Here is a 14087-nt window from a genome sequence, read left to right on the forward strand (position 1 = left end):
AATGAAGAAAATCTGTTGTGCAGTGCTGGCCCTGTTGCCGCTGACTGCGTTCGCGTATCCGATCGATGTGGAAAAACACCTCGACGGCCTGAAGATCGACTACACCGCCTACGACACCGACGCCGACATCGGCTCCATCCAGGTCAACAACTACGGCAGCACCGACGCGGCCTGCACCGTGGTGTTCCGCAACGGGCCGGAAGCGCCTCGTACCCGCAAGATCGAAGTGGCCGCCGGCAAGTTCAAGAACGCCACCGCCAAGTTCAACCGCAACATCATCAAACTGCGCATCGAGCTGACCTGTAGGCCGAAGTAAATCGAAACTGGGACGCTGGTTCAGCTTATAAACGAATTTATCGATGCTTTGCAGCAAGTATTTGCGCTTTTTTATCGATATAGTCCCTATTAGTCTCTGTTCCATCGACTGACAACACATTCAGATGGAGCCTACATCCCATGTCCCGCGTTCTGATTATCGAAAGCAGTGCCCGCCAGCAAGACTCGGTTTCCCGTCAACTCACCCAGACCTTCATCAAGCAATGGAAAGCTGCTCATCCGGCCGATGAAATCAACGTCCGCGACCTTGCAGTCAATGCCGTGCCTCATTTGGACGCCAACCTGCTGGGTGGCTGGATGAAGCCCGCCGAGCAGCGCAATGACATCGAGAACGCCTCGCTGGAGCGCTCCAACCAACTGACCGATGAGTTGTTGGCCGCCGATGTACTGGTGATGGCTGCGCCGATGTACAACTTCGCCATTCCCAGCACCTTGAAAGCCTGGCTCGACCATGTGCTACGTGCCGGGGTGACCTTCAAGTACACCCCCACCGGGCCCCAAGGCCTGCTGACCGGCAAGCGGGCCTTCGTGCTGACCGCTCGCGGCGGCATCCACGCCGGTGGCAGCTCCGATCATCAGGAGCCCTACCTGCGGCAGGTCATGGCCTTCATCGGGATTCACGACGTGACCTTCATCCATGCCGAAGGCATGAACCTGGGCGGTGACTTCCAGGAGAAGGGCTTGAATCAGGCCAACGCCAAACTGTCCCAGGTCGCTTGATTTGTTAATCCTCGGCTAATCGTCGGGTGGTCTAGTGGCCACACAGGCCACTGTTGACCTGGCGATTCCCTTCAATCCGTTTCGCGCATCGAACCTCCCTTTGCACTTGTTGCTCCTGAGTGCAGTAGCCCGATTGAACGCATTGGCGAGATCGGGCTTTTTTTTTGAGAATGGTTTTTAACCAGCCTTCGCTCTATGCTGGGCGGACAGAATGGAGGCTGTGAACGATGTTCAAACTCAGGCGCAAAACATGGGCATTTCTTCTGGTCTACATCGTAGGGGTCAGTGGCTATATCTATTACCTCTACGTCGAGACCCAGGGGATCCTGACCGACAACATCAATAGCAAACTGCTGCATGCCGCGTTAGGCGCTTCGGCCATCCTCGGTGATGGCTATCATGACAACCTGATCGACAAACAGTCCAAATCGCCGGCGCAAGACTGGGACGCCATTCAGCGGCTTTCCAGTTTCAACGAGTCAATGGGCACCGCCTTTGTCTACAGCGTGATCAAGCGTGATGGAAAGGCATACCTGATCAGTTCCAGCGCATCGAAGAAAGAAATAGAGGAAAAGAACTTCGTGCGTTTCTTCGATCCTTATCCTGATGCCAGCCAGGCGTTACTCGATAGCTTCGAGCGCAGCGAGCCCACTTGGATCGATTACTCGGACCATTGGGGGGATTTTCGCGCCGTCTTCGTCCCTATGAAGTCCAAGGACGGTACGGTTTATGTGGCGGGGGCGGAGATGACGTTGGAGGATTACTATCACCAACTCAATCAGGATTCGCTGCACCATATCATTCTTGCCATTCTGGTCTTCCTCGCGTTCAGCCTTTTCCGCACCCGTGCCCACCTCCAGCAGTTGCAAACGAACGAACGGCTATTGAACGAGGCAAAGAACGCCGCCGAGGAAGCAGATCGTTCAAAAACCAGATTTTTAGCCACCATGAGTCATGAGATCCGTACCCCCATGCACGGGGTCATCGGGGCCACCGAGTTGCTGTCACGTTCGTCTTTGACCGTCGAGCAGAACACCCTCTTGAAGACGATTCAGACCAGCGGGCGGAGCTTGCTGTCGCTGATCGACAACGTTCTCGATCTGGCGAAAATCGAAGCGGGCAAACTTGAGTTGAAGCCTTGTGTATTTGAATTGCGAGCGCTGGTTTCATCCACTGTTGAAATCATCCGGCAGAGCATCAAGGACAAGCCGATCATCATTGAAACTCAAGTGTCCTCGAGCGTACCCCGTTGGGTTAAAACCGATATCGATTGTCTGCGTCAGGTATTGATCAATTTGCTGGGCAACGCGATCAAGTTCACCGAAAGCGGAAAAGTATCGCTCACGGTCACGACGAGTGGACACGACGCTGGAGCCCAGCTCGACTTTTCCATACACGATACCGGCATAGGCATTCCCGAAGAGCGGCAAGACAGCCTGTTCGAGCCCTTTGTCCAGCTTAAAGGACAAGCCAGTCAACGTTTTACCGGGAGTGGCCTCGGTCTTTCAATCTGCAAGAAACTGGTCGAAGCACAGCAGGGGACTTTATCTTTTACCAGCCGATTAGGGATCGGTTCGACGTTCTCCTTCTCGCTCCCCATGGAATCGTTCCGAGGCTCGGAAATTCCCTTGGGTGACGAACATGACGCCGTGGATTTCGACGCATATTTCGCCACGCGCTACCCGCTCGATATCCTGCTGGTAGAGAACCATCCGGTGAATCAGAAAGTGGCCATGGCAATGCTGGAAGCGCTGGGGTACACCGCTGATCTTGCATCCGATGGCCTGGAGGCGGTCAGTCGCTGCGCGATTTCGATGCCAGAGGTCATTCTCATGGACATCAACATGCCGGTGATGGATGGGGTGGAAGCGATCCGCAAGATCCGTGGGCTGCCGCAGGGCAATGCTTGTTACATCGTTGCTTTTACCGCGAGTGTTTTTTCCCACGAGGTCGAACGTTTCAGAGCCGCCGGAGCCGATGACATTCTAACCAAGCCGGCAAATTTCCAGGCCGTGACCCGGGTGCTTCAGCGGGCAGCCAACGATCGGCAACAACGTCAGGTTCGCACGCCAGCGGTGGATGAAGTTTCCAGTTAAGTGGCTAGGGAATGAACGCCGTTCACTGATCCAGCAAAAACGGCTATCTTCGCCGCCTTCCGAAACGAGGGGCGTATGGGCTATCTACTTTTTGTGACATTGATCCAGGCATTTTCCTTCAGCCTGATCGGCGAATACCTGGCCGGGCATGTGGACAGTTATTTCGCGGTGCTGGTCCGGGTGCTGCTGGCCGGGTTGGTGTTCATTCCATTGACCCGTTGGCGCCAGGTTGAAGCATCGTTCATGCGCGGCATGCTGTTGATCGGCGCCTTGCAGTTCGGCGTGACCTACGTCTGCCTGTACCTGAGCTTCCGGGTGCTGACGGTGCCCGAGGTGCTGCTTTTCACCATACTCACGCCACTGCACGTGACCTTGATCGAAGACGCGCTGAACCGTCGTTTCAACCCCTGGGCGCTGGTCGCTGCGTTGGTGGCCGTGGCCGGCGCGGCAGTGATTCGCTATGACCGGATCAATCCGGATTTCTTCATGGGTTTCCTGTTGTTGCAACTGGCCAACTTCACCTACGCGGCTGGGCAGGTGTTGTACAAGCATCTGGTGGCCCGCCACCCGAGCGACCTGCCGCACTACCGGCGTTTCGGCTACTTCTACCTCGGCGCGCTGGCGGTGGCGTTGCCGGCTTTCCTGCTGTTCGGCAAGACGAATTTCTGGCCTGAAGCGCCACTGCAATGGGGCGTGCTGGTGTTCCTCGGCCTCGTCTCCACAGCCCTGGGGCTGTACTGGTGGAACAAAGGCGCATGCCTGGTCCAAGGCGGGACGTTGGCGGTGATGAACAACCTGCACGTGCCTGTAGGGCTGTTGCTGAACCTGCTGATCTGGAACCAGCACGAGGCATTGGGCCGGTTGTTCCTGGGCGGCGGTGTCATTCTGCTTGCGGTGTGGATCAGTCGGTTGAGCCTGCGCAAGCCGCAGGTTGCCTGATCGCCAATTGTTCGACCAGGAAGTCGATGAAGGCCCGGGTTTTCTGCGGCAGGCGCCGGGCTGACGAATACACCGCGTTGATGCTGATCGCCGGCGCTTGCCAGTCGCACAGTACCGGCACCAGCCGCCCGGCAGCCAGGGCGTCTTCCACAATGAAATCCGGCAGCAGCGCAATGCCCATGCCGGCCTCGGCGGCCTGCGCCAGCAAGTCGCCGTTGTTGACGTGCAGGGGGCCGGTGACATTGACCCGTTGCGTCTCCTTGCCATTACACAGTTGCAGGCTCACGCCACTTTGCAGGTAGCCGTAGTTGAGGCACTGATGGGTGCGCAGGTCCTGGGGCGTCTGCGGGACACCCGCACGCTCCAGGTAGGCCGGGGCGGCGACCATGATGCGTGGCGCCGGCGCCAGTTGCCGGGCGATCATGGTGGAGTCGGGCATGCTGGCGATACGGATGGTCACGTCGAAACCGCCGCGCACCGGATCGACCTGCTGGTCGCTGAGCACCACTTGCAGCTCGATGTTCGGATGCCGTTCATGGAACAGCGGAATCAGCTTGCCCAGCCGGCGCAGGCCGAACGACATCGGCGCGTTGACCCGCAACACCCCGCGTAACTCACCAATCCCGTCCCGCGCCCGCTGCTCGGCCTCATCCAGTGCCGCCAGGACTTCCCGAGCCGCCTCGAAATACTCGGCGCCTGCTTCGGTGAGATGCAGGCTGCGCGTGGTGCGTTGCAGCAATTGCACGCCGATGGCTTCTTCCAGCGCCTGAATCTGCTTGCTGACCTTCGACCTCGGAACGTCCATGGCCCGGGCGGCTGCTGCGAAGCCGTTCTCGCCCACGGTGACGACGAAGGCGCGCATGCATTCGATGCGATCCATGATTGTTCCTTTTTTAGAATCAATGATTCTCGATTTTAGGTAATTGTCCCTTTTATGGCTAGCCCCTAAAGTACACCCATGCCGACGACATCACCGCTGAAGCGAACGTCGACACACCCTAATCGATTGAAATCTCTACATTAAAAAGGAACACACCATGTCTATCCGCGAACTGCTGAACCCAACCAACTCCGCTCTGATCCTGATCGACCACCAGCCACAAATGGCCTTCGGCGTACAGTCGATCGACCGTCAGACCTTGAAGAACAACACCGTCGGCCTGGCCAAAGCGGCGAAGATCTTCAACGTACCGACGATCTACACCTCGGTCGAAACCGAAAGCTTCAGCGGTTACATCTGGCCTGAACTGTTGGCAGTCCACCCGGATCAGAAGCCAATCGAGCGTACTTCGATGAACTCCTGGGAAGACAAGGCGCTGGTTGACGCGGTGAAAGCCACCGGCCGCAAGAAACTGATCATCGCGGCGCTGTGGACCGAGGTATGCCTGACCTTCCCGGCACTGGAAGCGCTGGCTGAAGGCTACGAGGTCTACATCGTCACCGACGCCTCGGGCGGCACCAGCAAAGAAGCGCATGACATGTCGGTACAGCGGATGATTCAGGCCGGTGCGGTGCCGGTGACCTGGCAACAAGTGCTGCTGGAGTACCAACGTGACTGGGCACACAAAGAGACTTACGAGGCGGTGATGGGGCTGGTACTGGAACACAGCGGCGCTTATGGCATGGGCGTGGACTACGCCTACACCATGGTGCACAAGGCTCCGCAACGTCAGGCCAAGTAACCCCTGGATAGCTGAAAACCCTGTGGGAGTGTGCCCGGTATCTGTATACGAACCGAATCCCTGTGGGAGCGGGCTTGCTCGCGAAAGCGGAGTATCAGTTGATATCTGATTGACTGACCCACCGCCTTCGCGAGCAAGCCCGCTCCCACAAGGGGAATGTGGTTTCAGATGACCTTTTTCTGTGGCTCGGGAATATGACTCGCCCCCAGCACCGCCGGCCCCAACCCCGAACGCAAGTCCATGCCACTCGGCTGCTGATACAGGTTCAAGCCGAACTCCGGCATCACCGCCAGCAGGTAATCGAAGATATCCCCCTGGATACGCTCGTAGTCGGCCCATGCGGTGGTGCGGGTAAAGCAGTAGATTTCCAGCGGGATGCCCTGGGCCGTGGTTTGCAACTGGCGCACCATGCAGGTCATGTTCGGCTGGATTTCGGGGTGGCTCTTCAAGTACGCCAGGGCATAGGCGCGGAAGGTGCCGAGGTTGGTCATGCGCCGGCGGTTGGCCGACATCGCCGCAACGTTGCCCTGGGCTTCGTTCCAGGCCTTGAGCTCGGCCTGTTTGCGGCTGATGTAGTCGGTCAGCAGGCGCACATGGGTCAGGCGCTGTTCCTCCTCGTCATGCAAGAAGCGCACGCCGCTGGCATCGATGAACAGGCTGCGCTTGATCCGTCGCCCGCCGGATTGTTGCATGCCGCGCCAGTTCTTGAACGATTCGGACATCAGCCGCCAGGTCGGGATCGAAACGATGGTCTTGTCGAAGTTCTGCACCTTGACCGTATGCAGCGTGATATCCACCACATCACCGTCGGCGCCGACCTGGGGCATTTCGATCCAGTCGCCGACTCGCAGCATGTCATTGCTGGTCAGTTGCACGCTGGCGACGAACGACAGCAGGGTGTCCTTGTATACCAACAGGATCACCGCCGACATCGCACCCAGGCCCGACAGCAACAACAATGGCGAACGGTCGATCAGGGTGGCGACGATGATGATCGCGCTGAATACATACAGCACCATTTTCGTCAGTTGCACATAGCCCTTGATCGAGCGGGTCCGGGCATGTTCGGTGCGAGCGTAGACATCCAGCAGGGCGTTGAGCAGGGCGCTGAGGGTCAGCATCAGGAACAGAACGGTGAAGGCCGTGGCGACATTGCCGAGGAACACCAGGCTGGTCTTGCTGAGGCCGGGTACCAGGGGCAGGCCGAACTGGATGAGCAGCGAAGGTGTCATCTGCGCCAGACGATGGAAGACCTTGTTGTGGCGCAGGTCGCTGACCCAATGCAGGGCCGGCTGGCGGCCGAGCAGCTTGGCGCCGTGCAGGATCAGGTAGCGCGCCACGCGTCCGAGCACCAGGGCGATGGTCAGCAGCAGCACCAGGGCGAGGCCGGTATGCAGGAGCGGATGCTGGTCGAGGGCACCCCAGAAGTCTTGGATGTTGAGCCAGAGCTGTTTGATGTCCATGGGCGAAACGGATCTTCTATTGAAATGCGACGTGGGATTAGAGCATTTAAGCCTGCCGAAGTGACTGTTGATGGCGAGTCGGCCGTAAAAAAAAGCCACTGATTGTCGCCGTTTGCATAAAGAAACTCGGCCTTCGCGCTCGAAACCGTTACCCTATGCAGCTGTTTTTTTGCATTTCTTCGAGGTAGCACCCGTGTTTTCCGAATTCGCCCTGCACGAACGCCTGCTCAAAGCCGTGGCCGAGCTTAAATTTGTCGAGCCAACGCCGGTGCAGGCAGCGGCCATTCCGCTCGCGCTCCAGGGGCGTGACTTGCGGGTGACGGCGCAGACCGGCAGCGGCAAGACCGCCGCGTTCGTGTTGCCGATCCTCAATCGCCTGATCGGTCCGGCCAAGGTCCGTGTCAGCATCAAGACCCTGATCCTGCTGCCGACCCGTGAACTGGCCCAGCAGACCTTGAAGGAAGTGGAGCGTTTCTCGCAGTTCACTTTCATCAAGTCCGGCCTGATCACCGGCGGCGAAGACTTCAAGGTCCAGGCCGCCATGCTGCGCAAGGTGCCGGACATCCTCATCGGTACGCCGGGGCGGATGATCGAACAGCTGAATGCCGGCAACCTGGACTTGAAGGAAGTCGAAGTACTGGTGCTGGACGAAGCCGACCGTATGCTCGACATGGGCTTTGCCGAAGACGTGCAGCGACTGGTGGACGAATGCGCCAACCGCCAGCAGACCATGTTGTTCTCCGCCACCACCGGTGGCTCGGGCCTGCGGGAGATGGTCGCCAAGGTGTTGAACAACCCGGAGCACTTGCAGCTCAACGCGGTCAGCCAACTGAACTCCACCACCCGCCAGCAGATCATCACCGCGGATCACAACCAGCACAAAGAGCAGATCGTCAACTGGCTGCTGGCCAACGAAACCTACGAAAAAGCCATCGTGTTCACCAACACCCGGGCCATGGCCGACCGCATCTACGGCCGCCTGGTGGCACAGGAATACAAGGCGTTCGTGCTGCACGGCGAGAAGGACCAGAAGGATCGCAAGCTGGCGATCGATCGCCTCAAGCAAGGCGGCGTGAAGATCCTCGTGGCCACCGACGTCGCCGCGCGCGGCCTGGACGTGGAAGGCCTGGACCTGGTCATCAACTTCGATATGCCCCGCAGCGGTGACGAATACGTGCACCGCATCGGCCGTACCGGTCGTGCCGGCAACGATGGTCTGGCGATCTCGCTGATTTGCCACGGTGACTGGAACCTGATGTCGAGCATCGAGCGCTACCTCAAGCAGAGCTTCGAGCGCCGTACCATCAAGGAAGTCAAAGGTACCTACGGCGGACCGAAAAAGGTCAAGGCTTCGGGCAAGGCCGTTGGCGCGAAGAAGAAAAAGGTCGACGCCAAGGGCGACAAGAAGAAAACCGCCGCCAAGGCTCCGACCAAGCGCAAGACTGCCAACCGCCCGAAGAGCGATGCGCCTTCGCTGGTCAGCAAGGATGGCATGGCGCCCCTCAAGCGCCGCAAGCCAGAGGCGCCCGCGACTGAGTAAGCCTGCGGCGCGGCTCCACAAAAAACCGGACCTGCGTCCGGTTTTTTTATGAGCGAAATCAACACTTAAGCTTGGCGCCGCCCCCTCGCCACAAGAGCGGGTGGTCTGGCTTTGGTTGGTCAGCCCGCTTTTTTCCCGGCATCCTTCAGTTCCTCCAGACGCTTATCAATCAACTGGCACTTGTCCGGCACGTCCTTGCTGGCTGTCTCCAGATCCATGGCCTGCAACTCATCATTCATCTCCTTGGCCTTGGCCGGGTTCTGTTGGGTGAGCTTGGTGACTTCCTGAGCGAGCTGTTCGCGTTTGGCGGTGGCTTCTTCCGGGGTGCAAGTGGCCCAGGCGGGCAGGGCGCAGGTGAGCGTGGCGGCGAGGGTGAATGTCAGGAGGGGTTTCATGGTGTGAGCCTCGTATTCCTTGTTGGGCAGGTAATGGGTTGAGGCCGATGTCGGGTGGAAAGTTCATTGACCGCCGTCCTGGTGACTTCTTTTCGGAATGACCCTGGCCGATATTAAACAGTCGTCTACCATGGAGAAACGACCGGTAGCATTGCGCCTGCATCGCTGGGTCGCTTCTTGAGCAGCATTATCAAAGGAATGAAAACTATGACCCTTAGAGCGATATTCAGTCGCCTGATGTTGTGCCTGTGCAGCGTGTTCGCAGTCTCATCGACCTATGCCGAAAGCGTGATCATTGCCACTCCGCAACGAGGTGTGGGGATCGAAGTGGATGTCTTCGACAGTCCTGATGCTATCAATGGAAAACCGTCCGCAACCAGCAGTGTGCCAGCCACTTCGGTTGGGTTGTTTACACCCGCGGTGCAGTCGTTCAAAGGCAAGTTGTATATGTTCTGGGTCAGCGAGAGCGACACTGCTCATATCTATTTTTCCACTTCGGCGGAGGGAAGTAATTGGTCTACTCCACAGCCCATCCCCGTCCCCAATCTCGTGGGTAATGTTTCCGTCACGGTGTTCAAACAAAAACTGATACTGACCTTTACCGGCCAGGCTCAAATAAATAGCGTCAGTTCCGAAGACGGCATGACCTGGTCCAACGCCATTCCTGTCACGGCCTCCGATGATGCGGCCTATAACAGTCCAGTGGTGTACAACGGGCAATTGTTTGTCTTCTACTGCGAGGAGGACGACAGCACTGTTTACTACGTGACCTCGGACGACGGTCTTCAGTGGAGCCAGCCAAATCTCGGGTTCAAGGCAAACGCCTACAGGATCCTGAGCATCGTGCCGGTGGTCTATAACGGTGAGCTGCTGCTTTACTACTCTTATGATATTGGCCATCTGGCCGTGCGTGCTTACGACCGCAGTGCTCATTGGGGCGATGAGCAAACGCTGTCGGGTATAGCCAATGAGCTTCTGTTAAGCCGCGCAACAATGATCGGCAAGCGCATTTTTATCAGCAGTGGCACCAATACGTTCGCTTCAACCGATGGGGTCAACTGGAGTCCCTATTTTTCCAAAACGCTCGGGGATTTGACGGGCGCGCCGGGACTGGGTGTTTCCTATGCCATTACCACAGGCGATCTGACGGCGGACAACCCGCAACTGCCTGCGGACCTGGCAACGGGGCTCAGCCACACCGACTATGCAACCTTCGCCTGGCGGAGCTTTTTCGCCCTGAACAATACGGCCAAAACCCCGTTGCCGGCTAACCGTGGCGTTGGCAATCCCGACAGTAGTTTTGCGGATTCGGGCAGGGCCTCACAATCTCCCAATCCCTTGTTGTGGCAAACCTTTGCTCACCGTACCGAGCTGTTTCCGGCGGCAAAAGAACAAAAGAACTCCGCAGGCGGTCCCGTTCGTCCGTATGGTTCCGACCCGCAATACAGCTACATCAATTTCCCCAACGGGGCGCCCTTGGCGGCAGGCGCCACTTATGCTCATTACAACAATCTGGACGAGGCGACCCAGATAGGGCAGAACGCGATATTCTTCCCGGTCAACCCACCGAATGTGGCAAAGACAGGAAACGACTATGCGCCTTCGAACGACAGCCAGATCCTGTTCGAGGCCAAGGCCAACCCTGTCGTTTATGAGTACGCGAGAACCCTGAGCAGTTTTCAGGACCCTATTGTGTTGCCCGACGGTGCGGTGGAGGTCAAGGCGGCATGGCGCAAACTGGCAGACATTCCGGTACAGAATCGTGCGCGCTACCATACGGCGACGGTGGTGACCTATCAGGGCAAGGACGATGCGCCGGTGGCGCACAATGAAGACTACGCGCTGGTCGCCCTGCATATCATCCACAAGACGCCCAACTATCCGACGTTCATATTCGCCACGTTCGAACACGAGGATGCCCTGACCTTGTCCGATGGCAAGTCTCCGAGCGGGCTTTACTACATCGCTAACTACAACGAGATTGCCTATCCCGGTCTCGACACGACAGAAAATCCCCCGACTGCCAGCTTCTCCGACGGCAACAAAACCTATACGGTTCCTTTGCCGAAGGCGGGTCCCGTTGCCAATGCGAATCTGATTCCGCCCGTCTACTCCAACAGTAACGGAATTCCCGAAGGACAAGCCGGCCCGATCCGTGTGGTGCAACCGCTGACCATTTATTCCGAAGTCGAAGCGGTGAATAACCGGGTCAAACAGCTCATGGACGGCAGCAGTGAGTTCAACAATTCGGTCTGGAAGCACTATCGGCTTAAAGGTGTGCAAGCCATCCCGTCGAGCACTCAAACCGATCCGGATTACTACCTGGCCAATATCATGGTCGAAAGCAGCCAGCCGGGGATCCAGCTGTTTCGTGGCAGCAACGTATTCCCGATTCGGAATGACAACACCCTGACCAATGCGCGCAACCAGGCGAACATCATGGTGCCGGATTACGCTCACAGCACTCAAAGCCTGACCATGGGCGGCTGCATGGGGTGCCACGGCATTGCCCAGAGTTCGCTGAAACAAGGTTTCAGTTTTCTGTTCGATGCCATCAATCCTACGCTCGGTAATAAACAAACCGGCTTTGCGAACCCGGAGACCGTAGGTTTGCCGGACCCGCGCACGATGAAGGAAAGGGCCCTGAAATATTCTTTCGGTCCTCAGAATAAGGCTGCCATTGAGAAGGCGGGCCAGTAACAGCTCACACTTCGAACGGTGAAGCTCATAAGCGCGGATAACCGCGTCTCCTGAAGCAGGCACCAAGCTTTTTCGAGAAAAAACCGGACGTTGGGTCCGGTTTTTTTATGAGATGAGCATAGTTTGGTTGGGGTAGACATAGAACTCTCGCCACAGAAGCTGGCTTGCATGATTCGACAGCCCTTGCGTCTTCCAGCTTCCTAAGACCTTTCCCATTTTTGCGGAAGGCGCCTGATTTCAGACGAACGGGACCATCGATAGCCTTGAGCGCAACTATTTAATTGACGTCAAAATGATGGCCATCTAACATCGCGCCGCTATTTTGATATCACTTCGCTCGAGGGATCGAACATGTTTACACCCGCCCATTGGGCGAGGTTGTGCCTGGCTTTGCTGTGCCTGTCTCCGCTTACCCTGGCTCACGCCGCCCCGACCCCCGGTGAAACCGACCTGATCCGCGAGCGCCAGAACCGTCTGCTCGAAGAGCAGCGCCGCCGTCTGGAGGAGCTCAAGGACCTGCCGGGCCAAGAGGCGAAACCGACCCAGCCAACCGCTCCGGCCGATACCCGTTGCTTCCCCATCAAGACCATCGAACTCAAGGGCGCCGACAGTCTTTCGGCCGGTGAGCGCGAGCGTCTGCTCCAGCCCTACATCGGCCAATGCCTGGGCGTGCCCCAGCTCAATGAATTGCTCAAGGTCATCACCGACCACTACATCGAAAAAGGCCTGGTCACCAGCCGTGCCTACTTGCCGCAGCAGGACCTGTCCAGCGGTCACTTGCAGGTGCTGGTGGTCGAGGGCCGGCTCGAAGGCTTGAAAGGCGCCGAGAACAGCCAGCTGTCGGCGCGTGAGTTGGCGATGGCGTTTCCCGGCAAGACCGGCGAGCTGGTCAACCTGCGGGAAATCGAGCAGATGGTGGACCAGCTCAATCGCCTGCCGTCGAATCAGGCGCAAATGGAGCTGACCCCCGGCCAGAACGTCGGCGGCAGTGAAGTGCTGGTCAAAAATACCCCGCAGAAGCCCTGGCGCGCCGGGCTGTCCCGGAGCAACGACGGCCAGCGCAGCACCGGCGAGCAGCAGTGGGGCACCCGTTTCGAATGGGACAGCCCGCTGGGCCTGGCCGATCAGTTAATGTTGCGCGGCGGTCATGACGCGATGACCGATCACCAGCACACCTCGCGCAACGCCATGCTCTATTACAACCTGCCGTTTGGCTGGTGGAACGTCAGCTACACCTACAGCCAGAGCGAGTACCGCTCGCAGATCGCGGCCAACGGTTTCAACTTCAAGCAGAGCGGTGACAGCCAGAACCATCAGTTGCGGGTCGAGCGGGTCATCTACCGCGACGCCATGAGCAAAACTTCTCTCAACACCGGTCTGGCCTACCTGCGCAGCAACAACTTCATCGAAGACAGCAAACTGGCGCTGAGCAGCAATCGCCTGAGCGAAGCGCAGTTCGGTATCAACCACGGCCGTCGGGTCGGCAGTGCCTTCGTCAACCTGGACCTGGGCATGCAGCAAGGCATCGGCGCCTTCGATGCCCAGGCCAACCACAACCCGGCCCGAGGCCAGGCTGATGCCCGCTATCGCAAATACACCGCCACGGTCAGCTATTTGCAACCGTTCAAACTGTGGGACGAGTCTTTCAGCTTCAGCAGCCTGATGACCGGCCAGCGCAGCGAAGACGTGCTGTTCAGCCCGCAGCGCATGAGCCTGGGCGGGGAGTCTTCGATTCGTGGTTACAAGGACCAATCGTTGGCGGGTGACAACGGTGGCTACTGGCGCAACGACCTGCGCTGGAGCCGCCCGGTCACGCTGCAATGGTTGCGTCCGGTATTTGCCGAATACGGCACCAGCCTGGGCTATGACCAGGGTGTGATCAGCGGGACCCGCTACAACGGCGATCAGCACGGGCGCATGTCGAGCAACTCGGTGGAGCTGTTCGCCCGAGGCGAGCACCTGAGCGCCAGCGTCACCTTTGCCCACTCCTTGGAACGCCCGGATGCCCTGACGGAGCGCGAAGCGCCGATCTATTTCCGCGTGGAAGCTCTTTTTTAAATTCTGCCCTTTTAAATGTTGTAGCAACGAGATCTGATCATGGACGACCGCCAATACGCCTTGCTGGCCCGCCAACCTTCTGCTGCCCTGCAAAACCGCGAACGGTTCTGCGGCATGCCCAAGCGCGGCCTGGCGTTTTTGCTGGCCAACGTCATGTT

Annotated in this window: 11 protein-coding genes; 8 read left to right on the forward strand and 3 right to left on the reverse strand. The window is 58.2% G+C overall.

What is annotated here, in order from left to right:
- The first annotated feature begins 1 nt into the window (after window position 1).
- The 4 genes from FBY02_RS24585 to FBY02_RS24600 all read left to right on the forward strand — a co-directional run bounded on the left by FBY02_RS24585 (window position 2) and on the right by FBY02_RS24600 (window position 4091).
- Window positions 2-316, forward strand: a complete 315-nt coding sequence (locus FBY02_RS24585) for a 3-phosphoglycerate kinase (RefSeq protein ID WP_144930738.1) — start codon at window positions 2-4, stop codon at window positions 314-316.
- A 140-nt stretch (window positions 317-456) separates the two neighbouring features.
- Window positions 457-1056, forward strand: coding sequence for an FMN-dependent NADH-azoreductase (locus FBY02_RS24590; protein ID WP_139649572.1), 600 nt, complete (start codon window positions 457-459; stop codon window positions 1054-1056).
- 227 nt (window positions 1057-1283) lie between these two features.
- Window positions 1284-3152, forward strand: a complete 1869-nt coding sequence (locus tag FBY02_RS24595) for an ATP-binding protein (protein ID WP_144930740.1) — start codon at window positions 1284-1286, stop codon at window positions 3150-3152.
- Between the two features lie 75 nt (window positions 3153-3227).
- On the forward strand, window positions 3228-4091 hold the full coding sequence (locus FBY02_RS24600) for a carboxylate/amino acid/amine transporter (RefSeq protein ID WP_041020167.1): 864 nt from the start codon (window positions 3228-3230) through the stop codon (window positions 4089-4091).
- Here the strand turns inward: FBY02_RS24600 and FBY02_RS24605 are convergent.
- Window positions 4054-4971 (reverse strand): LysR family transcriptional regulator, encoded by a 918-nt coding sequence (locus FBY02_RS24605; protein WP_144930742.1) that lies wholly within the window; start codon window positions 4969-4971, stop codon window positions 4054-4056. The two genes, FBY02_RS24600 and FBY02_RS24605, sit on opposite strands and share 38 nt — an antisense overlap.
- 157 nt (window positions 4972-5128) lie before the next feature.
- Between FBY02_RS24605 and FBY02_RS24610 the strand changes: the two genes are divergently transcribed.
- Window positions 5129-5773 carry a hydrolase gene (locus tag FBY02_RS24610; protein WP_144930744.1) on the forward strand — a complete coding sequence of 215 codons (645 nt, stop codon included), beginning with the start codon at window positions 5129-5131 and terminating at the stop codon, window positions 5771-5773.
- Window positions 5774-5937: 164 nt separating this feature from the next.
- On the opposite strand, the gene FBY02_RS24620 is transcribed toward FBY02_RS24610, so the two are convergent.
- Complete coding sequence (locus FBY02_RS24620; protein ID WP_144930746.1) at window positions 5938-7236, reverse strand: mechanosensitive ion channel family protein; 1299 nt, start codon at window positions 7234-7236, stop codon at window positions 5938-5940.
- Between the two features lie 193 nt (window positions 7237-7429).
- Here FBY02_RS24620 and FBY02_RS24630 point away from each other — a divergent pair, with 193 nt between their 5' ends.
- The gene (locus tag FBY02_RS24630; RefSeq protein ID WP_144930750.1) at window positions 7430-8776 is read left to right on the forward strand and encodes a DEAD/DEAH box helicase; all 1347 of its coding nucleotides are present in this window, start codon (window positions 7430-7432) and stop codon (window positions 8774-8776) included.
- A 119-nt stretch (window positions 8777-8895) separates the two neighbouring features.
- Here FBY02_RS24630 and FBY02_RS24635 read toward each other — a convergent pair whose 3' ends face one another.
- Window positions 8896-9171 carry a hypothetical protein gene (locus FBY02_RS24635; protein WP_144930752.1) on the reverse strand — a complete coding sequence of 92 codons (276 nt, stop codon included), beginning with the start codon at window positions 9169-9171 and terminating at the stop codon, window positions 8896-8898.
- 207 nt (window positions 9172-9378) lie between these two features.
- Here FBY02_RS24635 and FBY02_RS24640 point away from each other — a divergent pair, with 207 nt between their 5' ends.
- Both FBY02_RS24640 and FBY02_RS24645 read left to right on the forward strand, forming a co-directional pair.
- The gene (locus FBY02_RS24640) at window positions 9379-11871 is read left to right on the forward strand and encodes a sialidase family protein (RefSeq protein WP_144930754.1); all 2493 of its coding nucleotides are present in this window, start codon (window positions 9379-9381) and stop codon (window positions 11869-11871) included.
- A 351-nt stretch (window positions 11872-12222) separates the two neighbouring features.
- Window positions 12223-13929 (forward strand): ShlB/FhaC/HecB family hemolysin secretion/activation protein, encoded by a 1707-nt coding sequence (locus FBY02_RS24645; RefSeq protein ID WP_144930756.1) that lies wholly within the window; start codon window positions 12223-12225, stop codon window positions 13927-13929.
- Window positions 13930-14087 lie beyond the last annotated feature (158 nt).

Source organism: Pseudomonas sp. SJZ078, assembly GCF_007828255.1.
Classification (GTDB): domain Bacteria; phylum Pseudomonadota; class Gammaproteobacteria; order Pseudomonadales; family Pseudomonadaceae; genus Aquipseudomonas.